At 64.8% G+C, this 25,525-nt stretch carries 23 protein-coding genes; 21 read left to right on the top strand and 2 right to left on the bottom strand.

Translation table 11 applies throughout. The features are described 5' to 3' along the window. Positions 1-172: 172 nt before the first annotated feature. From QH195_RS12550 to QH195_RS12515, 8 genes are all read left to right on the top strand, one after another. Positions 173-1,363: an LLM class flavin-dependent oxidoreductase gene (locus QH195_RS12550; RefSeq protein WP_280435492.1), complete on the top strand. Its 1,191-nt coding sequence runs from the start codon at positions 173-175 to the stop codon at positions 1,361-1,363. Further along, entirely contained in the window at positions 1,360-2,223 is an 864-nt protein-coding gene (locus tag QH195_RS12545) for an enoyl-CoA hydratase/isomerase family protein (protein WP_280435491.1), read from the top strand. The genes QH195_RS12550 and QH195_RS12545 overlap by 4 nt, the downstream gene beginning before the upstream one ends. A gap of 6 nt (positions 2,224-2,229) precedes the next feature. Further along, positions 2,230-3,078, top strand: coding sequence for an enoyl-CoA hydratase/isomerase family protein (locus tag QH195_RS12540; RefSeq protein WP_280435490.1), 849 nt, complete (start codon positions 2,230-2,232; stop codon positions 3,076-3,078). After that, the gene (locus QH195_RS12535) at positions 3,078-4,988 is read left to right on the top strand and encodes an AMP-dependent synthetase/ligase (RefSeq protein WP_280435489.1); all 1,911 of its coding nucleotides are present in this window, start codon (positions 3,078-3,080) and stop codon (positions 4,986-4,988) included. The genes QH195_RS12540 and QH195_RS12535 overlap by 1 nt, the downstream gene beginning before the upstream one ends. Then, entirely contained in the window at positions 4,981-5,772 is a 792-nt protein-coding gene (locus QH195_RS12530; protein ID WP_280435488.1) for a creatininase family protein, read from the top strand. The genes QH195_RS12535 and QH195_RS12530 overlap by 8 nt, the downstream gene beginning before the upstream one ends. A gap of 78 nt (positions 5,773-5,850) precedes the next feature. Then, positions 5,851-6,372, top strand: a complete 522-nt coding sequence (locus QH195_RS12525; protein WP_280435487.1) for a flavin reductase family protein — start codon at positions 5,851-5,853, stop codon at positions 6,370-6,372. After that, complete coding sequence (locus QH195_RS12520; protein ID WP_280435486.1) at positions 6,369-7,475, top strand: 3,4-dihydroxy-2-butanone-4-phosphate synthase; 1,107 nt, start codon at positions 6,369-6,371, stop codon at positions 7,473-7,475. The genes QH195_RS12525 and QH195_RS12520 overlap by 4 nt, the downstream gene beginning before the upstream one ends. An 89-nt stretch (positions 7,476-7,564) precedes the next feature. Beyond that, complete coding sequence (locus tag QH195_RS12515; protein WP_280435485.1) at positions 7,565-9,187, top strand: AMP-binding protein; 1,623 nt, start codon at positions 7,565-7,567, stop codon at positions 9,185-9,187. 59 nt (positions 9,188-9,246) lie between these two features. On the opposite strand, the gene QH195_RS12510 is transcribed toward QH195_RS12515, so the two are convergent. Continuing rightward, positions 9,247-9,768: an Lrp/AsnC family transcriptional regulator gene (locus QH195_RS12510; RefSeq protein WP_280435484.1), complete on the bottom strand. Its 522-nt coding sequence runs from the start codon at positions 9,766-9,768 to the stop codon at positions 9,247-9,249. Positions 9,769-9,971: 203 nt separating this feature from the next. On the opposite strand from QH195_RS12510, the gene QH195_RS12505 reads away from it, so the two are divergent. Then, complete coding sequence (locus QH195_RS12505) at positions 9,972-12,359, top strand: transketolase-like TK C-terminal-containing protein (protein ID WP_432278493.1); 2,388 nt, start codon at positions 9,972-9,974, stop codon at positions 12,357-12,359. 4 nt (positions 12,360-12,363) lie between these two features. Continuing rightward, on the top strand, positions 12,364-13,506 hold the full coding sequence (locus QH195_RS12500) for a dihydrolipoamide acetyltransferase family protein (protein WP_280435482.1): 1,143 nt from the start codon (positions 12,364-12,366) through the stop codon (positions 13,504-13,506). A gap of 70 nt (positions 13,507-13,576) precedes the next feature. Here the strand turns inward: QH195_RS12500 and QH195_RS12495 are convergent, their stop codons facing one another. Further along, positions 13,577-14,236, bottom strand: a complete 660-nt coding sequence (locus tag QH195_RS12495) for a TetR/AcrR family transcriptional regulator (RefSeq protein WP_280435481.1) — start codon at positions 14,234-14,236, stop codon at positions 13,577-13,579. Between the two features lie 120 nt (positions 14,237-14,356). Between QH195_RS12495 and QH195_RS12490 the strand changes: the two genes are divergently transcribed. The 11 genes from QH195_RS12490 to QH195_RS12440 all read left to right on the top strand — a co-directional run bounded on the left by QH195_RS12490 (position 14,357) and on the right by QH195_RS12440 (position 25,230). Further along, on the top strand, positions 14,357-15,196 hold the full coding sequence (locus QH195_RS12490) for a siderophore-interacting protein (protein ID WP_280435480.1): 840 nt from the start codon (positions 14,357-14,359) through the stop codon (positions 15,194-15,196). A 238-nt stretch (positions 15,197-15,434) separates the two neighbouring features. Next, positions 15,435-16,790 carry a type III glutamate--ammonia ligase gene (glnT, locus tag QH195_RS12485; protein ID WP_280435479.1) on the top strand — a complete coding sequence of 452 codons (1,356 nt, stop codon included), beginning with the start codon at positions 15,435-15,437 and terminating at the stop codon, positions 16,788-16,790. A gap of 36 nt (positions 16,791-16,826) precedes the next feature. Then, positions 16,827-17,822, top strand: a complete 996-nt coding sequence (locus tag QH195_RS12480) for an alpha/beta fold hydrolase (protein WP_280425270.1) — start codon at positions 16,827-16,829, stop codon at positions 17,820-17,822. Positions 17,823-17,877: 55 nt separating this feature from the next. Next, positions 17,878-18,912 carry a D-2-hydroxyacid dehydrogenase gene (locus QH195_RS12475; RefSeq protein WP_280425269.1) on the top strand — a complete coding sequence of 345 codons (1,035 nt, stop codon included), beginning with the start codon at positions 17,878-17,880 and terminating at the stop codon, positions 18,910-18,912. 10 nt (positions 18,913-18,922) lie between these two features. Next, a complete protein-coding gene (locus tag QH195_RS12470) occupies positions 18,923-19,810 on the top strand; it encodes an NAD(P)-dependent oxidoreductase (protein ID WP_280435478.1) in 888 nt (295 codons plus the stop codon). 46 nt (positions 19,811-19,856) lie between these two features. Next, entirely contained in the window at positions 19,857-20,951 is a 1,095-nt protein-coding gene (locus QH195_RS12465; RefSeq protein WP_280435477.1) for an FAD-dependent oxidoreductase, read from the top strand. Next, positions 20,948-21,763 (top strand): ABC transporter permease, encoded by an 816-nt coding sequence (locus QH195_RS12460; protein WP_280435476.1) that lies wholly within the window; start codon positions 20,948-20,950, stop codon positions 21,761-21,763. Before QH195_RS12465 ends, QH195_RS12460 begins: the two co-directional genes overlap by 4 nt. Continuing rightward, positions 21,760-22,551, top strand: a complete 792-nt coding sequence (locus QH195_RS12455) for an ABC transporter permease (RefSeq protein WP_280435475.1) — start codon at positions 21,760-21,762, stop codon at positions 22,549-22,551. The genes QH195_RS12460 and QH195_RS12455 overlap by 4 nt, the downstream gene beginning before the upstream one ends. A 52-nt stretch (positions 22,552-22,603) precedes the next feature. Next, positions 22,604-23,392, top strand: a complete 789-nt coding sequence (locus tag QH195_RS12450; RefSeq protein ID WP_280435474.1) for an ABC transporter ATP-binding protein — start codon at positions 22,604-22,606, stop codon at positions 23,390-23,392. 22 nt (positions 23,393-23,414) lie between these two features. Then, the gene (locus QH195_RS12445; protein ID WP_280435473.1) at positions 23,415-24,401 is read left to right on the top strand and encodes an ABC transporter substrate-binding protein; all 987 of its coding nucleotides are present in this window, start codon (positions 23,415-23,417) and stop codon (positions 24,399-24,401) included. Between the two features lie 181 nt (positions 24,402-24,582). After that, positions 24,583-25,230 (top strand): TetR/AcrR family transcriptional regulator, encoded by a 648-nt coding sequence (locus QH195_RS12440; RefSeq protein WP_280425262.1) that lies wholly within the window; start codon positions 24,583-24,585, stop codon positions 25,228-25,230. Positions 25,231-25,525: the final 295 nt, after the last annotated feature.

Below are 25,525 nucleotides of genomic sequence, written 5' to 3'. Positions count from 1 at the left end.
TCCCGGGGCGAGGAGGCGTGAGTCCTGTCGATGCAGACATCAAATATAGCTGCTGAGCTGCGGAGTATTTCCGATTCAAAGGTTTTGATTGCACTGACACTGCTGTGTTGTTGACATCACCGCATGGTGGCCGTAGGTTAATCGCTACTAACGTCGAGGGAAGGATGTGATGATGCGGTTCATCTTCATGAGCGAAGGCGAGACGGCTCCGGGTCACACCTACGAGCACCGCTACCGGGAACTAGTCGAGGAGGTGCTTTTGGCGGAGGAAGTCGGTTTCGACGCATTCGGTACGTCGGAGCAGCACGTGGCGATCGGCACGGCGACGACTTCGGCGCCGGAAGTCATCTATCCCTATTTGATGGCGCTGACGAGTCGTATTCGGTTTATCCACCTCGTCACTCTGTTGCCGACGCGGATCAACCATGCTCTTCGCGTGGCCGAACGGCTGGCAACCGAAGATATTCTGTCCAACGGCCGAGTGGAGCTCGGTGTCGGTAGAGGTAACACGACACTCGCGCTACGCGCGTTCGAAGTGTCGCCGGCCGAGAACAAGGCGCAGCAGATCGAGGGGCTGGAGGTGATCCGCCGCGCGCTGCACAATGATGTGTTCTCCTATGTCGGAGAGCATTACAAGATCCCACCGCGCAGTCTTGTGCCCAAAGGGATACAAGCCCCGTATCCGCCGATTCATATGGCGACCGGCAGTCCGGAGTCGGTGCGTACTGCGGCCGAACTCGGTGTCGGAGCCATTGTCGGCGGTTTCTACCTCGGCTTCGATTTCATCGAGAACATGTTGCGTATCTACGACGAGGCCCTGGTGGGCGCGACGCACACATATCCGTTACAGGCTCAGAAGCTCGTCGCGGTGGCCGGCGGTATGCACTGTGCCGAGACACGCGATGAGGCCGTCCGGTGGGCACGGCAATTGACCGAAACGGTCGCGTTGTCGACAGACGCCTATGAACGTCTGTCCAAGCTGTCCGCCGACTACCAGTACATGGGTGCGGTGAAGCACGTCGACTTCGGTGACGAGCGCTATATGCTGCAGGACTCCGCTGGTTTCATCGTGGGTGACCCGGACGACTGCGTCGCCCAGGTACAGCGGTACGCCGATCTGGGTGCTGACGCCCTCGTCATGCGCATCGACGGACTACCCCACAGTGAATTGATGAAGTCGATCGAACTCTTCGGCAAGTACGTCATCCCCAAGTTCAAGAATCCGCGCACCGTGGTTCGCACCCCCGAAGCGATCCTGGACGATATCCGCAACGCACGGCCCGCACATTATGCCGAGGTCGAGGCATTCGGGAACGCGAATTCGCATACCGACGGCAGCATCAAAGTAGGAGAATCCCGATGACCGCACCGGCCGCAGGCGACGTCTTCAGTCGCTATCCCGAAGAGATCCAGATTGAACGCAAGCCGAACGGTGTGCTCCTGATCACCTTGAACCGTCCGGATCGCCTGAACTCGTTGACGATGCCGATGTTCGAATTCATGTCCGATATCTGGATCGATATCGATCGTGACCGAGAGACTCGGGTCGCGGTCGTCACCGGTGCCGGGCGTGCGTTCTGTACGGGGATGGATGTCGCGCAACCGGACCCGACCCTCGACGAGGCGATCGCGCTCATGGAGACCGAACGGCGACGCCTGTCCAATCTTCTGAACATGGACAAGCCGCTCATCTCGGCCGTCAACGGACCGGCGGTGGGATGGGGGCTGTCGATGGCGCTGCTGGCCGATATCAGCGTCGTGGCAGAGGACGCCGTGTTGCTGGATGGTCACACTCGCGTCGGGGTGGTGGCCGGCGACCACTCCTCGTTGATCTGGCCGCTTTTGGTGGGGATGGCCAAAGCCAAGTACTACCAATTGACTTCAGCACGAATGAACGGCGCAGAGGCAGAGCGTATCGGCTTGGTCAGCCTGTCCGAACCACAGCACGCTGTCCTCGATCGCGCACTGGCGATCGCCGACGACCTGGCACTGGGGTCCCAGCAAGCCATTCGCTGGACCAAACGATCGTTGAACACCGGGTGGCTCACCAACGCACTCCCACAGCAGGAACTCTCCGCGGCGCTGGAGACGCTCGGCTTCGCCGGTGCGGACTATCTCGAGGCGCGGCAGGCCTTCCGTGAAAGGCGCGAGGCTCGGTTTCCTTCTGCGCACGGCGAAGGAAGCTCGGTTTCGTCGTCGGCGGGCCGACAAGCAGCCGGGTGAGCCATCGTGACAGTGAATGACGCAGCCTGTCCCAGTACGTTCACGGCCGAGGAGCGATCCGGGGTCCTGGTGGTCACTCTGAACCGCCCACCCGCGAACGCATTGAACCGCACACTGATCAATCAGCTCTCCCGCCTGTTCGCGGAACTCGCCGAATCGTCCGATGCGCCGGCTGTGGTCCTCACCGGTCATGGCGGGAGGTTCTTCACCGCAGGCGGTGACATCAAAGAACTCGAAGGCACAGCATCGCACGAGATCGACGGCCGGATGCGAGATTTCCACGCATTACTCGTCGCTATGGACAGATATCCGCGCCCCGTGGTGGCGGCCGTCAACGGTCACTGCGTAGGCGGGGGCATGGAGATAGCCCTCTTCGCCGACCAGGTCTTGGCCGTCGACCACGCTCGTTTCGGATTCCCCGAGATCAATCACGGTCTCCTGCCGGCGGACAAAGGAATTCGACGCGCGGTCGGAGTGCTGGGAACACGCGCGACCCGTACAATGCTGCTGACCGGTGATTTGTTCGATGCGCGCCGCGCCGAGGCGATCGGCCTCGTCGACACTGTGGTCGAACCCACCCGGCTCGTCGAGACGGCGGTGGCCGCGGCGTACGAAGCGTCCACCAAAGCGCCGGTCCTGTACGGCGCCCTCAAGTCCAGCGTGAACAGCCCGAACGACGATCAGGACGAGATCTCACTGCGACGTACCCTGGCCGCGGCCGCCGCCTATTTCGACGACCCGCATTCTCGCGCCCTACGTGACGGCTGGAACGCCGACCGCAACCGCGGGGCCACCGATGCGACACAGCGAATCCGACATCAGAACCCCGAACAGCGTGCCAAGGAATCAAGTTGATGGCATCACACCTCCCCACGCCACCGGACCCGGCGGACGGGCAGACACCCGGCGGTGTGCCCGCACTGGCCACCGTGTCCGATTTTCAGGCCGTCGACCGTACCTTTGCGCAAATGCTGCGCGACCGCGCAGTGTACGAGCCGGATACCGTCGCCTTCTCGACCTGGACAGCCGGTGCACCGCAGCCGACGAGCTGGGGTCAGTACTTCGAAGCGGTGCAGCACGCCGCTCTCGGCCTGCACGATCTCGGGATCGAACCAGGAGACCGGGTCGCCATCATGTCCTCCACCCGCCAGGAGTGGGTCATGGCCGCGCTGGCGATTCTGAGCGTGAACGGTGTGCTCATGGGGGTCTACCCGACGAGCTCACCGCATGAACTGGAGCAGGTGCTCGGAAGTAGCGAAGCGTCAGCGATCTTTGCGGAGAGTGGTTCCGATCTCGCCAAGGTTGCCGCCGTGGCGCCGAGGCTGCCGCATCTGCGGGTATGCATCGGATTCGATGCCTGTTCGACCGACATGTCGGATGAGCCGGCCGTCACGGATTGGCGATCGCTGCTCTCGCTCGGGAGTACCAGAGCCGCGGCGGAGCCGACCCTGTTCACCGGTCTCCTCGACGCCGGTGACATCGATCAACCGGCCGCGCTGTTCTCGACCTCCGGCTCGACCGGCACGCCGAAGGGCGTTGTGCACACACACCGCACTCTCCAGTACTCGGTGATGGGAGTCGCGATGACCTACCCCGAAATCGGTCGCACCCGGCACGATATGGTCGGCTTCCTGGGGCTGTCACATGTCGCTCCCGCTCTCCTGGGAGTGTTCGCGCCGATCATGACCAGACTCGTCGTGACCTATTGCACCATGGAGCAGCGCGGCGAAGCACTGGTCGGAGTGCGCCCGACAGTGGTGGTGTGGCCGCCGCGCATGCACGAGAAACTCGCCGGCGAGATGTTGCGGGCCGTTTCCCGGTCGGGGCGCATCTTCGGCGTCGAGTACTCGATTGCCATGAAGGTAGCCAGGCAGGTCAGTGCCCTGAGGTGGCAAGGGCGGCAGCTGCCCACGTACCTCGATGTGCTCTACCGCCTCTGTACGAAGTCGGTGTTCCTGCCCTTACGTGCGCGAGTGGGAATGGACAGGATCACGGTGAGCTGGACCGCGTCGGGAAGCATGACGCCTGATGTGGCGGCATTGTGGCATATGTGGGGACTCGACCTGCGGGAACTCTACGGCACGACCGAGACCTGCGGTGCCGTTCTCGCCCAATGGGATCGGTCCTTTCCGGCCCCGGGAACGATCGGCAAGAGTCTCCCCGACCCACGGTGGGCCGCCCGGGTTTCGCCCGACGGTGAGCTACAGCTCCGTGCCCCGTGCCTGTTCACCGGCTACTGGAACGACGGCGACGCGACATCGGAAGCCGTACACGAGGATTGGTACCGCACCGGGGACCTGGTCGACATGGCGGCCGACGGTGAGGTCAGGATCATCGGCCGCCTCAAGGATGTCCTCAAGACCAGCGGCGGCAAGTCGGTGAGTCCGCAGCCCATCGAACTGCGGCTCAAGACCAGTCCCTTGATCGACGAGGCCCTTGTCGTGGGCGAGGGGCGAAAATACCTGACGGCGTTGTTGGCTATCAGTGTCCACGCACAGAAGATGGACGCCGATGAACGCGAGGAATCGCTGCGCCGGTGGATCGACGAGGTCAACGCCGAGCTTGCACGCCCGCTTCAGTTGAAGGACTTTCGGGTTCTTCCCCGGGCCTTGTCGGCCGAGGCAGGGGAGCTGACACTCAAGGCGACCATTCGTCGCGCCAATGTCCTCGCCTCCTTCACCGACCTGATCGATGAGATGTACGACGCCGGCGAACACGATGAGATCGCGCGGCACGCCCGATTCATCAGGCCCGATCGTGCGTGACGTACCCGCCGCGCCCGGGCTCGGCAGTGTCGGCGAGGTAGGCATCGAGAACATGACGAGCACCGAGATCGGCAGCGCGATAGCCGGGGGATTCCGTACCGCCATTCTGCCGCTGGCCGCGATCGAACAGCACGGCCGGCACCTGCCGCTGTCGATGGACGCCGACCACGCCGACGAACTCGCTGTGCGGATCGCCCGGGGCTTGGGAAACGCGCTCGTACTCCCGACCATACGGGTCGGGTATTCGCCGCATCATCTGAATTTCCCCGGCACACTGTCGCTGCGGGCGTCCACCCTCGAGGCGCTGTGCGTCGATTACGGTTCACACCTCGCGAGATATGGATTCGAACGAGTCGTACTGTTCTCCGGTCACATCGGAAACTATCCCGTCATGCGCGAGTTCGAGGCGCGGCTGGCACAGCAGTTGGCACCGCTGTCGGTCATCGTGTTCACCGACAGCGACGCAATCCTCGAGTTATGGCGCGACTGCGCCGAGGACATCGCACACCTGGGCTCGCAGGTAGGCGGTCACGCGGATATCGCCGAGACATCGGTGATGCTCGCCGTCCATCCGGAGCGGGTGCGAACAGAACAGTTCGCGCGCGGATACACCGGCATCGTCGACCACGAGTTGCTACAGCGAGCCTTCGGCGAAGGCATCGACTCGGTTTCCTCGAACGGTATCCTCGGCGACCCCGCGGGCGCCTCCGTGGACATCGGACACGCGTGTCTCGAGGCGGTCACCTCGCTGATCATCGAGTACGCGCGCAGCCGAGGAGCCTGAAACGACTCCGTCGGCGAAAACTCTCCGGCGTTGCTCCCACAGCTTCGTCTGATCTCGATACAGAAGGTTTGGTGTGGCATGGATGATTTCTGCCCGGTGAAGTCCGGGGACCAGGTACTGGACAACGCCCGATTGCGCCGGCTGTACGGCCGCTATCCGACCGGCGTCGCCGCTGTGTGCGCACTGCGCGAAGGCCGACCGGCCGGCATTGTGGCCACCTCGTTCACTCCTGTGTCGATGGAACCCGCGCTGGTATCGATCTGTGTGCAACTGAGCTCCACGACGTGGCCAGAACTGACGAAGGGCGGCCATCTGGGTGTCTCGGTGCTGGCCTCCATGCACGAGGCTGCCTCTCGGCAACTCGCGGCCAAGAACGTCGATCGCTTCGCAGGCCTGTCCTGGTTCGCCGGTGACACCGGCGCTGTGTTCCTGGCCGATGCCGCGGCGTGGCTCGACTGCCGCATCTCGAGCTCCATCCCCGCCGGCGATCATGAGGTGGTCCTGTTGCAGGTCGACCGCAGCGCGATAGATGAGGCTGCCGAGCCTCTCATCTTCCACGACAGCCGATACCGCGCTCTCGTAGGCATCGACGAGCGATGAACGGCGATCCCATCGCGATCCGTGCGGTCGAGGCGGCCACCCATGACCTGGCGCTGGGCCGGCCCGTGCTGATCGTCGAAGGTAGTGCTGACGGGGAACGTGCCGACGTGGTGATTGCCGGCGGTCTGGCGGAGGCGCGGTGGACTGCTTGGGCCATCCGGTACACCTCAGGATTCCTGTGCGCTGCGATGCGTTCGAGCCGGGCCGACGAACTCGACTTGCCGCCCATGGTGCGTCCCGGCCTGCGCGATGCCCACACGCCGGTCTACGGGGTCGGCGTAGACGCCGCGACCGGTATCGGTACCGGCATCAGCGCCGTCGATCGTGCCCGTACCGCTCGCGTACTGGCTCATTCGATGACCCGGCCCGTCGACCTGTGCCGCCCCGGGCATGTGCTGCCGATCAGGGCTTCCGAGCGCGGGGTACTCGCGCAACGCATCAATTCGGAAGCGGCTGTCGACCTCTGTGAGATCTCCGGAGTTGCTGCGGTAGCACTGATGGCGACGGTGCTCGGAAGTGATGGGCGATTACTCCAGGGCGCGGCTCTGCGCACTTTTGCTCGCAGGCACCGGTTGCCGGTACTGCGCGTCGACGATGTACTCCAGCACCGTGTCCATCACGGTTACGGACACGCTGGGCGGGTGCGGGCGGTGGCCGAACGTGCAGCCTCGATCGCCGGTAAGCCGGCCCGAGTCGTGGATTTCGAGGACGGCGTGACCGGCGCACTGCACACGGTCCTGATCGGAGCATCGGGGCTGCCGCGTTCGACGGCAACCGTCTATGTGGTCGCCGAATGCCGACACGACGACCCGCTGTCGGGTCGGAGTGAATGGCGAGAACTCTTGGACCGATATCGGATTCGCGTCGCGACGCACGGCGGGACGCTCATCTACCTCCGGACCGACACAGACTGCCACCACACGTACGCCGTGAAGGATCATGAGCTGGCGCGTGGGGCCGTCACCGCAGTGCTGAGACAGCTGGATCTCACCGACGTTCATGTCGTGGGGTGGCCGGACGGCACGGACACGGGGTCGACGCATCTGGTGAACGTGGCATCGGCGTTCGACGGAACCACGCACCGGCTCGCTGCCTCGTCGTGACCCGCTCGCGGGCTTCGCGCTGTTCGGTCCGAAATCCCCTTGTAGTACCTGGTTTCGTTCACGTCGTCGCAAACAGGAGGAGTACTCACATGACAGGTCTTGACGTGCCGCTGACACCGATCCGGTTTCTCGAGCGGGCCGGTGAAGTCATGCCCGAGAAGATCGCGATCATCGATGGTGACCGCCGCTGGACTTACCGCGAGTTCGCTGCGGAGGTGCAACAGCTGGCCAAAGCCCTCTCCGCGTCCGGAATCGGCGACGGCGAGCGCGTCGCCTACCTCGCGACCAACTCTGCGGAGATGCTGATAGCGCACTACGCGGTTCCCCTGGCACGGGGAGTGCTCGTGCCGATCAACACTCGACTGTCACCCGCCGAGGTAGGCTACATCTGCCGGCACTCGGGGTCGCGTCTCCTGTTCGGTGAGGGGGAGCTCCTTCACCGTTTACGCCACGCGGGCCGGGATTTCGCCGGCGTCGGCGAATGGATCGAACTGCCGAGCGCCGACGCGGAACCTCCGGTGCCGATGGACACGGTAGGCTACGCCGACTTTCTCACGCGTGGCGGCGGCCCCGACCATCGGTGGGAGGTCGACGACGAGACCCGGACCATCGCCATCAATTACACCTCCGGGACCACCGGACGCCCCAAGGGGGTCATGTACTCTCATCGCGGCGCCTACCTCACCGCTCTCGGCGGCGTCCATCACTCCGGCTTCTCCCGGTCGACGAAGTACCTGTGGACACTACCGATGTTCCATTGCAACGGTTGGTGCACCACCTGGGCGGTCACCGCCGCGATGGGGACCCACATCTGTCTTCGGACGGTACGCGCCGACACGATGTGGTCGGCCATCGACGAACATCAGATCTCGCACCTCAACGGAGCGCCCACGGTCTTGACCATGCTCGCGCACGCTCCCGAGGCCCACGCGCTCACGGCTCCGCTCACCATCTCCAATGGTGGCGCACCACCGAGCCCTACCATCATCGCCGCGATGCGCGCGATGGGCGCCTCGGTCGTCCATGTGTACGGACTCACCGAGACCTACGGCCCCTACGCTGTTTGCGAGCCACAGCCCGAGTGGGGCCAGCTCGATGATGAGCACCAAGCGCAGCTCATGGCGCGTCAGGGAGTCGGGCTTCTCACCGGTGACCGTGTGCGGGTCGTCCGCGAGGAGCTCACGCCCACCGGTCAGTTGGTCGATGTCGCCGCGGACGGCACGGAAATGGGGGAGATCGTCATGCGCGGTAACGGGGTGATGAAGGGGTACTACAAGGACGAGGACAGTACCCGGAGGGCTACCGCCGGTGGATGGTTCCACTCGGGCGACCTGGGAGTGATGCACCCCGACGGATATGTACAACTGCTCGATCGCGCGAAAGACGTAGTGATCTCCGGCGGTGAGAACATCTCGACCATCGAGGTCGAACACGCCCTCCTCGCGCACGAGGCGGTTCGCGAAGCCGCTGTCGTGAGCACGCCGGACGAGAAATGGGGCGAAAGGCCCAAAGCGTTCGTGGTACCCGTACCCGGCGCCCGCATCGAGGAATCCGAGCTCATCGCGTACGTCAAATCGCGTATCGCGCACTACAAGGCGCCGGGGGCCGTCGAGTTCGTCGTCGACCTCCCCAAGACCTCGACGGGCAAAATCCGGAAGGCCGAACTGCGTGACGCGGAGTGGAAGGGTCGGGCAGTACAAATCAGCGGGTGAGACGTTTGCGGTGTATGCGCCCGCCGTGAATGAGGGCGGCGGGCGCGTACCCGTTCGCTTCACCGAGGGTCGGCCGCTGCTCGCTGCTGGAGAAGGCCGGTGAGGCGGTAGTCGACGAGTTGTCGCATGACCAGCGCGGTTGTCGTCTTTTCCACTCCGTGGATGGCGAGGATGCGGCCGGCGACGCGGTAGAGGTCGTCGGCTTCGCGCGCGACGACATGGATGAGCAGGTCGGTGACTCCGGCGAGTCCGTGGACCTCGACCACCTCAGGGACCTCCGTGAGAGCCTCTGCTATTGCCGCCAATTCGCGTTGGGTGACCGTCGCGAAGATGAAGGCGGTCAAGGGATAACCCAAGGCAGCCGGTTCGATGCGGTGCTCGAATGAGCGTAGGACACCGGATCTCTCGAACTTGTTGAGCCGTGCCTGCACGGTGTTGCGCGAGAGCCGAGTCCTCTCCGCGATCGCCACCACCGTGGAACGGGGGTCGTCGGCGAGTACTTCCAAGATCCGGGCGTCGAGCTCATCCACCGGGGGTGTCGTGCTCACAATGCTTACCTCCGAGTCACTGTTATCGACCATAAATGAGCATAATGCTCAATTCTATGAGGATATGTTGCCATTAATGCCGTCCAGTGGTCGACTATGAGTGAGTTATGCACCCCATTTGAGCTCATTCGGTCCGTGCCTCGGACCACCGCTGAACTACGGGCCATCACCCCTGCCCGTGTGGCATCAGCGTTGCCGCAGCGAGGAGCACGCACCTGAACTCGCTGTGACAACTGATGCCGGAAACAACTCACACACGTAAGGACGCAGCAACCTTGACGACTGGCTCAGCACCCACCCGAATTTCCGACTCGCCATCGTTTGATGCCCGTGGCGACACGCTCCGCGAGATCGAGGACCGAGTGCTGTGGCTCTCGACCTCGATCATCCACCACGCCAACCGAATCCGACCCAACACGACTGGCTTGAAAGTCGGCGGGCATCAGGCCTCCTGTGCGTCGATGGTGTCGATCATGACGTCCTTGTGGTTCGAGCAACTCACCGCCGATGACCGGGTGTCGGTCAAACCACACGCCTCACCGGTGTTGCACGCGATCAATTACCTGCTCGGCGAGCTCGACCCGCAGTACCTGACGACATTGCGCGAATTCGGTGGGCTGCAGTCCTACCCCAGCCGGGCGAAGGATCCCGACCCTGTCGATTACTCCACCGGCTCGGTCGGCATCGGCGCCACCGCGCCGATCTGGGGTGCCATCGCACGAAGGTATGTGGATGGACAGGTCGGGCCTGCGGGAAAGGGCCGGCAATACTCGCTGGTAGGTGACGCGGAACTCGACGAGGGCGCGGTCTGGGAAGCCATCCTCGATTCGTCGGTGTCCGATCTCGGCGAGATAGTCTGGATAGTCGACCTCAATCGACAGTCTCTCGACCGGGTAGTGCCCAATATCGCGGCAGGCCGGCTCGAGGCGATGTTTGCCGCGGCAGGCTGGCAGGTGATCACCGTCAAGTTCGGGGCACTGCTGGAACAGCTCTTCGAGCGGCCCGGCGGTGACGCGCTGCGCGCCCGGATTCTGACGATGCCGAATCCCGAGTATCAGCGACTGCTTCGCTGTGCGGCCGATGAACTGCGTTCCCGGTTGCCCGGCGAGGCAACGGACTCGGACGGCATCGCGGCGCTCATCGCGGATCTCGACGATGACACCCTGCTCCGAGCCGTCCGAAATCTGGGTGGGCATGACCTCGACGCCCTGCGTGCGGCTTATGCGCGAATCGATGACACCCGGCCCACCGTCATCCTCGCGTACACCATCAAGGGCCGAGGGCTACCAACCCAAGGGCACCCGCAAAATCACTCGAGCCTGTTGACCGTCGAGCAGTACCAGCAGGTGGCCGCAGATCACGGAATCGATCCCGCGCAACCGTGGGTGGCCTTCGATCCCGCCGGTCACGCCGGACAGCTCTGTGCCGCCACAGCGCGCAGGCTACGCCGCCCTCCTGTGCAACCCTGCCTTCCGCCCGACGTTCCGGTGGACACCGGTCGCACCCCATCAGGCACCGCCACCACCCAGGCCGCGCTCGGTCGCGTGCTCCTCGACCTCAGCCGCCAAGCTCCCGACGCCGCCAAACGGGTAGTCACGGTCAGTCCCGACGTAAGCTCCACCACCAATCTGGCCGGATGGCTCAACAAGGTCGGTGTGTGGTCGCCGAACGAGCGACGCAACTGGTTCGACGACGACCCCGAGACCATCATGCACTGGCGAGAGAAACCCTCCGGTCAGCACATGGAACTCGGGATAGCGGAGACCAATCTGGTGGGTTTGATAGGTGAACTCGGCGCGACCTGGAGCAGATGGGGCCAACCACTGTTCCCCATCGGCGTCGTCTACGACCCCTTCGTCGAACGCGCACTCGAACCCTGGTCCTACGGCATCTATGCCGGTGGTCAGTCCATCCTGGTCGGTACACCGTCCGGCGTCTCGCTGGCTGCGGAAGGGGGTGCACACCAATCCATCAAGACACCGTCGATCGGACTGGAGCAGCCCGGCTGTATCAGTTACGAACCCGCGTTCGTCATAGACGTCGAGTGGTCACTGCTCTCGTGCATCGCGCGACTGGGGCGTTCGGACGGAACCTCATCCTACCTCCGGCTGTCCACGCGACCCGTCGATCAGACCCTGGCCGCGGTTCCCGACGACCCCGCCGCCCGGGAACGGCGGCGCAGACAGGTCATTGCTGGTGGATATATGCTTCGCCGGGCGCATCATCGACCCGACGTCACACTGGTGGGTATGGGGGCAGTCATCACCGAGACGCTCCAGACTGCCGACCGATTGGCGAAACAGAACATCGCGGCGGACGTCATCTGTGTTACCAGTCCGGGCCTGCTGTTCGAGGCGCTGCGGGCCCGCCGCGGCCTCACCGAGGCGTCGTCATGGATCCTCGAACAGCTCTTCCCCGCGGACCGCGCTGCCCCCATGGTCACCGTGCTCGACGGACATCCCCACACCTTGGCCTTCCTCGCGGGCATCAACAACGTGGCCGCGGCAGCACTCGGCGTCAGCCGGTTCGGCCAGGCCGGTTCGCTCGAGGACGTCTATCGCTACCACGGCATAGACACCGACAGTATCGTCCGCGCCGCACTCGATCTCACAGAACAGGCCTGAGTCGATGTCATCCACCGCGCATACCGTTGTGCTGCCGGCACTCGGCGAGGCGGTTACCGAGGCGACTATCACTCGCTGGCTCAAGAACGTCGGCGATCACGTTGACGAGAACGAACCACTCCTCGAAGTCGCCACCGACAAAGTCGACACCGAAATCGTATCTCCCGCGACCGGGATTCTGAGCAAGATCCTGTACGACGAAGACTCCACCGTCGCCGTCGGCGACACCATCGCGACGCTCACCGAAACAGCACCGGCTCACCCGAAGAGTATTTCCTCTTCCGCACCCGGCACCACCGTGCAAATACCGGACGACGTCGAGCTCGCATCCCCCCGCGATCCGGAGCCGCCCGGGGCCACACACGAGCTGCCGCTCGCCCCGGCCGGGACGGCGGTTGCGGGCGCGCCCACGCGGACTCGCACGGAGAAGCTGTCTCGGGTCCGCCGCACCATCGCCGCGCGCATGCTGGCATCACTGCACACCTCGGCCCAGTTGACCACGGTGATCGAGGCCGACCTGACCGAGGTAGCGGCCCTGCGCGCACAGACCAAGGACGAGTTCTACGCCGGAACAGGGCACAAGCTGACGTTCCTGCCATTCGTCACGATGGCTGCGGTACAGGCCCTGGCAGAACATCCGGTCATCAATTCCGCACTGGACGCCGAGTGCACCACGGTCACGTATCACGACTCCGTACACCTCGGCATCGCCGTCGACAGCCCGAAAGGATTGATGGTTCCCGTGGTTCGCGATGCCCACCGACTCACCCTCGCCGGTCTCACGGCAGCGATCTCCCAGTCGGCCGATGCGGTACGAACCGGCACCATCACCCCGGACGCGCTGACCGGCGGAACCTTCACCATCACCAATACCGGTAGTCGCGGAGCGCTTTTCGACACTCCGATCCTCAACCAGCCCCAGTCGGCAATTCTGGGTGTGGGCTCGATCGTCGAACGCCTGGTACCCGAGCGCGACACCGACGGCAACCTGCTCATCCGGGTCCGCTCGATGGCATACCTGGCCCTGTCCTATGACCACCGCATCATCGACGGTGCCGATGCGGCCCGCTACCTGGTGTCGGTCCGGACGCGACTCGAGGATCCGCGTGGTGCGGGGTCCGATGGTCGATGTTGGTCCGGCGCATGATGGTCGGCGTGAGCGGCCGGCACGGCACGGCCGCCGGTCGCGCGGCCGACCGAGCGGCGGCTGTCGGCGTTCAAGAGACCCGACCACCGTCGGGAGATCCGTTCCCGGCGGCGACCGGGGCGTGGCGGGTCCGGGCGAGAAGTGGCGTCGTCAGTACGTCGATACCGAACTCGAAGCGCTCGTCGAAGTCGAGGTCGACGACGTCTCGCCCCAGACGCTGCAGCGTAGGGTAATCACCGGAGGACAATCCTCGTTCGATGTCGACGGCGCCGCTTCCCACCGCCTGCTGTTCCTGGGTGAGGCCCAGCATGAAGTAGAACATCGCCCACATGGTCTTGATGCTCTCGCCGTCCGGAATCCCGGCCTCCGTGAGGGCAGCGACGAGAGTCTCGGCGAGCATCATGGTGTGCTTCTCCAGGGGCGCGTTGCCCGCGGTGAGCCGGGCTCCGTCGCGGTGGGCCAGCAACACCCTGCGGTAGCGAGCCAACACCTCCTTCGCCCGTTCGATGCCGTCCTCGGGGAGATTCTCCAGCGAGAGCTCCGCGAGCACCGCATCCGACATCAGCCCGAGCAAGCGAGCCTTGGTCCCGACCTGGAACGACACCGTGTTCACATTGACGCCCATCCGTCGAGCGACCTCGCGCACGGACACAGCGTCGAGGCCCTCGTCGTCGAGTAGTCCGAGGGCGGCACGGATAACGTCGTTCCGACTGTGCTTTCGCGCCGGCACGGGTCCTCCTCGGGTCAGATCTTCGGCCTCGGCACCACCCTAGGCCATCTGGTAAGTTAGGGTGCCCTGATCAAGTTGGCCTCGCCTGGCTATACGCGTTTCGACGGAAGGCTGTTCACCATGTTTCTCGACCGATTCCGCGGTGTCGGCGCACCGCTCGGGGTTTTCCGCTCCGGCGGCACCACGAGCTTCGAGCCCGGTCGGCGTTGCTTCGATCTGGTACTCATGCGCCGCACCTATATCTCGCCCAACACGGTGCGCATCACGCTGGGCGGGTTCGAACTGCTCGACTTCTCCTATCGGGGCGGCGACCATCGATGCTCCGTGTTCATCCCTTGGCCGGACGAGCAAGCCAGGCGATGGGTGGTGCCCGCTATTGCGGATCCATGGACCGGTGCCGCGCAGTATGCCTTCGTCGCCGCTCTGTCCCGTCCACTTCGCCGGAGACTGACGGTGCGTGCGTTCCGGCCCGATCTACTGGAGATGGACTTCGATGTCGTACTACACGGCGACTCGCCCCTCTCGCACTGGACGCGGGAGGCAGCACTCGGTACATCGGTCAGGGTCATCGACGAGGGCCGGAAGTACTATGTCTCACGCGATATCCGGTGGCAGCTCCTGGTCGCAGACGAAGCCGGCGCGCCGGCCGCGCTTGCCGTCGCCGAGGCTACCCCGGAAACTGTCCCGACGACCGTCTACATCGAAGGTGCGAGCTTCGGCGGGGAAGATGCTGCCATCGGACCGCACGTCACCGTCATCCGGCTGCCACGCCTCGAAGGCAACGCTCGGGCCGCCCAGGCGGTTCGGGCTGCGGTTCTGGACAAGGCCACGTCGATGATCCCCGACAAGGTCGGCATCGCCGGCGAACGGTCCTTCGCGAAAGCGCTGTGCGCAGATCTGCACGCAGCGGGCGTTCCCCGCAAGGCGATACAGGCCGGAACCTACTGGAAAGCACGCTAGGCCGTGTGCTGGATCAGGCCGCCGGGCTCAATGGCGGCTGCTGCGCAAACCCCCTCGGCGAGTGGAGGTAGTTCGCCGTCTGCCGATGTTCGCTCGGCCGGGAGCGCTACCGTCCCTCACTGACCGGCGCTCGAAAGCCATCCTGGGAAATCCCCTTTTAACTCGACCGCAGTGCTCGGGAAATATCGCCTTTCTACGGTTTCGATAGTTAATCGAAACTAGGGATGAGGGGTCGACGATGGTGCGCGACGCGGCCGAGGCCGAAATCATGGCCAAGCAGTTGAAGGATGAGGGGGTCCGGTTCAGCATCGCCGGCTACACGGATCTGCACGGCAACATCAAGGGAAAGATGGTGCCGATCGACCACTTCGTGCAGATGGCGCAGGGATCGGAGTTGTTCACCGGGGCGGCGCTCGACGGCCTGCCGCAAGAGGTGAACGACGAGGAGCTCTCCGCGCATCCCGATCTGGATCGCGGGTTCGTGCTGCCATGGCGCAAGGACGTCGCCCTGTTCCTGTCCGATCTCTACGTCGGGGGTCAGCCGTTCGAGGCATCCACGCGAAACATCCTCGGTCGGCAGATCGAGGCTGCCGAGCAGATGGGGTACCGGTTCGACCTCGGCGTCGAGGCCGAATTCTTCGTCCTCGCAGACGGACCCACCGGCCCCAGCAGCATCAGTGAACGTGACACCCTCGACAAGCCCTGCTACGCGGTGCCCACGCTGCTGGACAATCTGGGCTGGTTGCACGAGCTCGTCGACCATATGAACGAACTCGGCTGGGACGTCTACTCTTTCGATCACGAAGACGCCCAAGGGCAGTTCGAGATCGACTTCGCCTACGCCGACGGGTTGTCGATGGCCGACCGTGTGGCGTTCTTCCGGTTGATGGCCAACGAGGTTGCTCGAAAGCACGCAGCGTTCGTCTCGTTCATGCCGAAACCGTTCGCCGACCGTACGGGCTCGGGTGCGCATTTCAACATGTCGCTCGCGGCGCTGGACGGCGGCCTGAATCTCTTCGACTCCGAGGACGACCCGCGGGGTGCGGGCCTGAGTGCGATCGGATACCACTTCGCGGCCGGCATCGTCCGGCACGCTGCCGCCATCTGCGCGGTGATCGCGCCGACCGTCAACAGCTACAAGCGCCTGGTACGCCAAGGCAGTATGTCGGGCTCGACGTGGGCGCCGATCTTCGCCAGTTGCGGGAACAACAACCGTACGAACATGTTGCGCATCCCGCTCGGTGGCGGTCGTGTCGAATGTCGTGCGGTGGATTCGGCGGCCAACCCGCACCTCGCGGCGGCGCTGCTGCTCGCGGCCGGCTTGGAAGGTGTGCGCGAAGAGGTCGAGCTGGAGCACTTCCACACCGAGAACCTCTACGAAGTCGACCCGGCCGGCTACGGGAAGCGTGGTCTCGCACTGCTGCCGAGAACCCTCGAGGAGGCAGTGGACGCATTCGAAGCCGACCCCTTCACGAAACAAGTGTGCGGGGCGAAGCTGTGGCAGTCCTTCATCGACAACAAACGTGGCGAGTGGGAGTCCTACACCACCGCGGTGACCGACTGGGAACGGAACCGGTACCTCAAGTTCTTCTGAGCAGTCCAGTACCGAGGTCCCGATGAGGTGTTGACGATGAGTTCCGAATACAGCGAGCGGAAAACGCTTCGACTGCCGATATTCCCATTGCTGTCCGGTGCGATGCTGAACGATGCGCGGATCGGTTTTCGGACCCACGGGTCGCTCTCGCCTTCCGGCGACAATGCCGTGCTGCTGTTCACCTATTACACCGGTGACGATCTCGGCTACGCGGCGTGGATCGGACCGGGGCGTCCGCTGGACCCGGCCGAGCACTTCGTGATCGTCGTCAACCATTTCGGTGGCGGGATCTCGTCGTCTCCCTCCACGAGCAGCACCACGTTCCCGCGAGTGCGGGTCGGAGATTGCGCGCGAGCGGCGGAACACGTCCTCGGCCGGCTGGGTGTACGGCAACTGCGCCTCGTCGCCGGGTGGTCGCTGGGGGGTATCCAATCGCTGGATTTCGCGGCCAGGTATCCCGAGCGTACGTCCGCCGTCTTCGCCCTGTGTTCTGCGGCGCGGTGTTCACCGATCAACGAAGTCTTCCTCGATTCGGTCGGCGCCACACTCACAGCCGGTCGCCGCGGCAACGAGCCAGACGGCCGGACAGAGTTGGAGCGCCTCGACGCGTTCGGCCGCGTGTACGCCGGCTGGGCCTACTGCGAGGAGTTCTTCGCCCAGGAGGTGTACCGCGAGTTCGGTTACCTCAGCACTGGCGATGTCCTCGAACGGTGGGGCAAGGATCACCAGGTCATGCACGCCGGCGACCTGATGGCCGCGCTGGAGATGTGGCGGGCGGCCGACGGCGGCGGAAGTTTCCGATCGCTGCGGGATCGACTCGGCCGCATCACCGCCCGCACCGTTCTCATGCCCTCGGTGACCGACACCTACTTCACGGTCGCCGAGAACCACCTCGAGGCCGCCTGGATCGACCACGGGGAAGTACGCGAGCTGATCTCGCCTCTAGGCCATATCGCGGGCCGCCCCGGCATCCGCACCGAGGAGCAACGGCAGGTGGATCTGTGCTTGCGCGAGCTCGCGGAGAGGCCGTGACCACACCTGCCCTGCCGAGAAATACATCCGAGACCGAGATCAGGAGAACGGACGAGTGTCACTCAATGTCGTAGTTGCCGGGCTGCCCAAGGCGGTACAGAACGCCGCGGATCCCGACGACGGAATCTGGTTGACCGCCGAGCAGAAGCGCCGGATCACCGGAGTCGCCGAGGATGTGTGGCTGGAACATATCCCCGTATCGGAATTGAACGCCGGCACTTCGCCACAGCGTCCACCGCACGCGATCATGGTCGAGACCAGCGGCGCCAAGAAAGAGATCGAAATCGAGCAGGGCATCTTGAAGATGCCCGGACTGCAACAGCTGTTCAACCCGGACCTGAAACTGCTGCAATCGATGAGCGCCGGCGCCGAGCACCTCGTGGGCATCATGCCCGAGGGCGTCGTCCTGGCGAATGCTTCCGGCGTCGCCGCCAACGCCATCGCCGAGACCGTTATCGCGGCCATCCTCGCGCAGGCGAAGATGCTGCGGGAACGTTGGGAAAACCAGGCGGCACGGGCCTGGACGGAGCTTCCCGCGCGTGAACTGGACGGTTCCACCATGACCGTGCTCGGCACCGGCAATATCGGGTCGAGAACTGCGGCGATCGCGCAGGTGCTCGGCATCCGCACGATCGGGATCAATCGTCGCGGTAACGCGGTCCCGGGTTTCGACGAGACATTCCCCACCAGTGGGCTGCACGAGGCGCTGTCCCGATCCGATTACCTGGTGATCGCCGCACCGCTGACCCCGGAAACCCGGGGACTCGTCGATGCCGAGGCGCTGGCGGCGATGAAACCCGGCGGCTGGGTGGCCAATGTCGCCCGCGGCGCGATCCACGATGCCGCCGCACTCGTCGACGCGCTGGAACAGGGCCGGCTGAGCGGAGCGCTCATCGACTGCCACGTCACCGAACCGCTACCGGCCGACGATCCGCTGTGGAAGGCCCCGGGCGCCCAGGTGTTCCCGCACGATTCGCACGCATCCCAGCTACTGGGCGACCGCCAGGTCGACCTGTTCGCCGACAACCTGCGGCGGCTCGTCGACGGCCGCGAATTCCGCAATGTCGTCGATCTGTCGCGCGGGTACTGAGGAGACGGCTGTGAATATCGGATTCATCGGACTCGGTGTGATGGGCGCACCGATGGCGGGCCATCTCGTCGACGCCGGCCACAACGTGGTGGTGTTCAACCGCTCGCGAGCCAAGATCGAGCAACTCGAGCTGCGCGGCGCCGCCGGCGCTACGGGCCCCGCGCAGGTCGGCGAGAAGGCCGACGTCGTCATCACCGTGCTTCCGGACTCTCCCGATGTCGGGGAGGTGTTGTTCGGTACCGGCGGGGTCGCCACGACACTGCGGCCGGGATCGCTGGTCATCGACTGCAGCACGATCGCTCCGGAAGCCGCCCGGGATTTCGCCGCGCGCCTGGCGGAGCAGGACGTGGCGTTCGTCGACGCACCGGTCAGCGGAGGGGAAGCCGGCGCGGTGGCCGGAACCCTCGCGGTGATGATGGGCGGCGAAAAGGACGCGGTGCGTCGGGCCGGCGAGGTACTCGGCGCGCTGGCGGCGACGACCGTCCATGTCGGCCCGGCGGGCGCCGGCCAGCTGGTGAAGGCCGCCAACCAAATGCTCGTGGCAGGCAATATCGCGCTGGTGGCGGAGGCGGTGTCGTTACTGCGGCGCACCGGTGTGGAGGTGCCGGCCGCACTCACGGTACTCAACGGTGGGCTGGCGGCCAGCAAGGTACTCGAGGTGAAGGCGCCGAAGATGCTGGCCCGCGATTTCGCGCCCGGATTCCGCCTGGACCTGCACCACAAGGATCTGAAGATCGCGCTGGCCGCCGCCGAGCAGGCCGGGCTCGCGGTACCGCTCACCGGTGTCATCACCCAGCTCGTGCAGGCGCTGCGGTCCGCCGGAGACGGCGGGCTGGATCACGGCGCCCTCATCAAGGCATTCGAACGGCTCAACGGAATGTCGCCGGACCGCCCGTGAGCCGGTTGCGGTCCAGGACCGCACAACGATTCGGAAGGAAGAAATCGTGCCAACAGCATTGATCTGCGGCGGGGGAGTCGCGGGACTATCGTCCGCGCTGCACCTGAAACAACGGGGCTGGAAGGTCCAGATCTTCGAGGCCGATTCGGAACTACGGACCGCCGGTGTGGGCCTCAACATCTGGCCCAACGGGGTCCGGGTGATCGACGGGCTCGGGCTGGGGGCCGAATTCCGGTCGTTCGCGGCGGCGATGCAGCGATGGTGGGCCCTCGACAGCGACGGCACCCTCACCTCGGATACCGATGTCGGCCCGTGGGATACCGACCTCGGCGCACCGATCACCGGGGCCCGGCGGCGGCGGTTGAACGCCATGCTCGCCGACGCGCTCGACCCGCACGAGATCGAGTTCAACACCACCGCGGTGGAGTACACGCAGACCGCCGGGAACGTCACCGTGCATTTCCAGGACGGCCGCAGCGCCACCGGCGATCTGCTGCTCGGCGCGGACGGTATCGGGTCGCGGATCCGCAACGCGATGCTGGGCGAGGCCCCGAAGTTCACCGACGAGGGGATCGTGCGGTGGCGGGGCGTCTTCGAACTCGCCCAGGCCGGCGTTCCGGCAGGTGTGCAGGCCGACGTCTTCGGCGCCGAAGGCCATTTCGGCTGGATCCCCATCGACGCCACCCACGCCTACTGGTACGGCTCCGGCCAGGGACTCTCCGCGTTCGAGGAGTTCCGCGGCGTCTACGACACCTGGACCGCCACCCCCGTTCCCCGCATCATTGCGAGCAGCGGACCCGATACCGTGATCGGCCGCGAAATCGGGCACTACCGCCAACATCTCACCCGATGGGTGGACGGGCGGGTCGCCCTGATCGGTGATTCGGCCCATCCGATGTATCCCGGGATGGCGCAGGGCGCCAATCAGGCGCTGATCGACGGCCAGCTGCTGGCGGAATGCCTGAGCACGCACGATGACGTCGGCGCGGCGCTGCTGGATTTCCAGGAGCAGCGCATTCCGGTCGCGAACAAGATGGTCGACTATTCCCGGCTGCATTTCGACTACGAGCGGACCCGCAAGGAATACCGGTCCGGCGTGGGCAATCTCCAGATCAACCGCTACCTGGAGTTCGAATCATGACCGCGGTCACCGCGATCCCGCTGCCGAAGCAGCGGGCCGCCATATCTCTGGCCCTCGGCCGCCGCGTACAGACCACGGCCTGCATCGCCGGTCTGATCGCCCTGCAGGAAATCCTGACGCGCGCCGATATCCTGCCGGCCGACTATTTTCCGCCCGCCAGTGAGATCGCGGCCACCCTGGCCGCGGAACTGACCGGCCCGGAGCTGGGGCCGGCGTTGGCGAGCACGGTCGGCACCTGGCTGTCGGCCCTGAGCATCGCGGTGGTCCTCGGCACCGCGGCGGGGATCGTGCTCGGCCTGTTCGTCCCCTTCGAAGCACTGCTGCGACCGGTGATCGAATTCTTGCGCCCGGTGCCGTCGGTCGCGCTGATCCCGCTGGTGGTCCTCACCATCGGCACCGGAGCGGAGAGCGCGCTGTTCCTCGCGGTCTTCGCGGCGTTCTGGCAGGTGCTGGTGCCGGCGATCGCCGGCGTGCGGGCGGCGCATCCGGTCGCCCTCGAGACAGCCCGGTCCTACCACCTCACGCTGTGGCAGCGGATCCGCTGGATCCAGGTACCGAGCATGCTGCCGTATCTGGCGACGGCGATCCGATTGGCCACCTCGACGGCCCTCATCCTCGTCGTCACCGCCGAGATCATCATCCAGATGCCCGGTATCGGCTACGAGATCACGATGTCGCGGTCTGCGGGCGACCCGGCGCGCATGTACGCCTACATCGTGCTGAGCGGTCTCGCCGGGATCGTGCTGAACACGCTGATGCGCCGCGTGGAGACGCGGTTGCTGTCGGCGCAGGGACCGGGGGAGATCCGATGACGACAGTGACAGCGGCATTGTCCACGGGACGTGGCCGCACGGCCCTCGGTATCGTGGGCGCGCTCGGCGCGGCAGCGGCGTGGTTCCTGCTGTCGGAGAACAGCGACAACGTCTATTTCCCCGCCCTGTCGGCGATCATCGCCGAGGCGGGCGAGTACTGGACGACACCGGAAGGTCTCGCGAATGTCCGCGCCAGTCTGACAACGCTCGGCGCGGGGCTGGCAATAGCGGTGGTCACCGGGGTCGCGATGGGGTTGGTGATCGGCCAGCTCGCGGTGGTCGAACGCATGGTTTCGCCGACGCTGGAGTTCGCCCGGGCGATTCCGAGTACGGCGCTCATCCCGTTCGCGATGATGCTGTTCGGGGTCGGCGACGAGATGAAGATCTTTCTCATCGCACTGGGCTGTGTCTGGCCGGTTCTGCTCAGTACCGCCGACGGTGCACGCCGGCTGGATCCGACGATGCTGGCCTCGGCGCAGGCGTTCCACATCCGCGGCCTGCGCCGGCAGCTGTACATCGTGTTCCCGGCGGTGCTGCCGCGCGTGCTGGTCGGTGTGCGGATCGCGATCCCGCTCAGCCTCATCCTCATGGTGACGAGCGAGATGGTCGGCGCCCAGCAGGGTCTGGGTTTCGTCATCACGCAGGCACAGGCGACGTTCCAGCTGCTGACGATGTGGTCCGGAATCTTGATCCTGGGAATCCTCGGGTTCCTCCTGACCTCCCTCTACGCCGTGACCGAACGACGGTTGTTGCGATGGTGCAACCCGCGGCGCTCCGGCACGAACTGACGCCGGATTCCCTTCTCGCACGAGTTGTACTTACCAAGAAAGGCAGCGGCCGATGCTCATCGTGTCGAATCTGGAAAAGACATACCCCGTCAAGGGCGGCGGCTTCACAGCCGTAGCCGATATGTCGTTCAGCGTGGAAAAGGGGGAACTGTTCAGTATTGTCGGCCCCTCCGGCGCCGGGAAAACGACTCTGCTGCGGTGCATCGCCGGTCTCGACCGGCCGACGAGCGGTTCGGTGACATTCCAGGGCCGGCGCGTCGACGGCCCACCGCTCGACTTCGCGGTGGTCTTCCAGGATTACGCACGCTCGTTGCTGCCGTGGATCACCGTGGCGAAAAATGTCGAACTGCCGCTGATGAAGAACGGCATCAGCACGGCCGACCGCCGGGAGCGAGTCGCGCGGGCACTGGACGAAGTAGGGCTCGCCGAGGCGGCGCAGAAGAAACCGTTCCAACTGTCCGGCGGTATGCAGCAGCGGGTCGCGATCGCGCGGGCGATCGCGTATCGCCCGGCGGTTCTCATCATGGACGAGCCCTTCGCGTCGGTCGATGCGCAGACCCGCGCCGACCTCGAGGACCTGCTGCTGCGAGTGCGTGACGAAACCGGCACCACGGTGCTTTTCGTGACGCACGACGTCGACGAATCGGTGTACCTGAGCCACCGGGTGGCAATCGTGACCCGTTCCCCGAGTTGTGTCGCCGAGATCGTCGATATCGACCTGCCGGATCGTCGCGATCAGATCGAAACCAAATCCCTGCCCGAATTCGCGCGCCTGCGCGCCCACGTTTTCGGCCGAATCCGCGAGATGGTCCGCAACGACGCGAACCTCGTCAGCGCGTAACACGAAATGATGAGGAGTAACGATGTTCGAACAACTTTCCCGCGCCGTGCGCTATGGTGCCGTCGCGTCGGCCGCCGTGGTGCTGACGGCGTGCGGCGGTGGCGGTAGCGCCGATTCCGCGTTGGCCGAGGGCGAACTCGCCCAGGTCAACGTGGGGACAATCCCCGCGATTCTCAGTGCCCCGCTGTTCGTCGGAATCGATGAGGGGATCTTCGAGAAACACGGGCTGGACGTACAAGTCAGCTTCGCCGACGGCGGTGCCGCCGTGATCCCCAGCGTGCTCAGTGGTGAAAACCAGTTCGGCTACTCCAATACGGTGAGCCAGCTCGCGGCGATCGATTCCGGCTTGCCGTTACAGCTGGTGCAGCCGGCCTGGGCGCCGTGCTGCACACCCGACGAAGACGACCACGGTGTCCTCGTACTCCCCGGCAGCGGAATCGACGAGCCGAAGGATCTCGCGGGCAAGAACATCGCGGTCAATACGCTGCAGAATATCGGCGAGGTACACATCCGCCGCGCCCTCGACAAACTGGGTGTGAGCCATGAGGGCTTGAGGTGGACCCAGCTCCCGTTCTCGGATATGGGGGAAGCGCTCGAACGGGGCGACGTGGACGCGATATGGGTGTCGGAGCCGCATCGCACGCCCGGACTCAACAAAGGCTGGAAGCAAATCATCGCCCCCGGCGTTCAGTCTTTTCCCGACCAGGTAGCCGGTTACTATTCGACATCGCGGCAGTTCGCGGAATCGAACCCCGAGGTCGTCAAGGCTTTCCGCGCGGCGATGGTCGAAGTCAACACATTCGCGCAGGAAAACCCCGACCGGGTCGGCGCGGTAGCCGTCGCGGAAATGGGCATCGACGCCGGCATCATCGACCAGGTCAACTTTCCCAAATTCCCCACCGAGGACGACGGTCAGGCCTTGCGCGACTACGGGGCGGCAGTTGTCGAATACGGTGTGATCGAGGAGGAACCGGCGGATTACGAAGCGCTGTTCGCCGCCACCGGTTAGTCGGTCGGTTCGGCATTCCGGCAGAAGCTACCCCGACGGTATGTCGAATCATAGAGGGCCACAATCAGATCCGATGAGATCCGGAGGTATCGATGATCGCCGGCACGGCAGAACCATCTACCATTGCCGTATGACCAGAGTGCCATCGCAGGGGGGACGTCCGCGACGAAGTGGAATCGTCGTGGACGACCCTCGCGGCGATATTCTGACTGCCGCCGCGGAACTGTTCGCGGCAAAAGGTTTCGCGGCCACCCGCATGGGAGCGATCGCGGCGCGGGCGGGCATGGGTCAATCGTCGCTGTATTACTGGTTCAAGTCCAAAGACGAGATCTTGCGGGAGATCATGGACCAGAACCGGGCATCGCTACAGGCGGCACGGGTGTTGTCGCACCACGATTCCCCGGCGGCGGTCCGGCTCTACATCGTCCTTCATCGGGATGTGATCCAGATGTGCACGGCACCGCTGAATTTCTACGATCTGGAAGAAGCAGCGAAGAAACAGCCGGATGTCTTCCGCGACTTCCAAAGCGACTATGACGAGTTGTCGGCGCGACTTTGCAGCATTATCGAAGAAGGGGTGGCATCCGGCGAGTTCATCGACGTGTCACCGGAGGAGTTCGCGCGCACGGCGTTGAGCCTGAACGAGGGGACTCAATACCGGTTCCACGCCCAGGGCAAAAGCCGGGATGAACTGCACGATGTCGCCGATGCGGCCGCGAGAACGTCGTTGCGGGCGGTGATGTCGGATGTCGGAGCATTGAAAAGTGTGCAGGAGGCTGCTCGCCGCGGCATCGCCGGATTCAGCAGCTGTGTCACGGGGACTGAATAGGGGCGCTCGAGGAAGTCGGTTCGCTCGTGTATCTGGACCAGATTCCGCGTCGCCGATATTGCGCCGGGCGTCGATGACGTGTCGGACGGACCTCGTTGCCGACGCGGCCGGCCATGCAAATGCCGCACAACAGGTTCTGACGACCCTGCGCCCATAGATCGAGGCTTTCCACACAACGGCCGTCACCGACGACGGATCGCCGGTGCGATTCCGCTGGACAGCTGGATCGCTACAGTATTCCGGCGCGACTCACTCGATACGACCATCCGCGTCTGCGATTCGCAGCTCGGCCGTG

The organism is Nocardia carnea (assembly GCF_029868855.1).
GTDB lineage: Bacteria > Actinomycetota > Actinomycetes > Mycobacteriales > Mycobacteriaceae > Nocardia > Nocardia carnea_A.
This window is presented reverse-complemented; position numbering and strand designations above follow the sequence as displayed.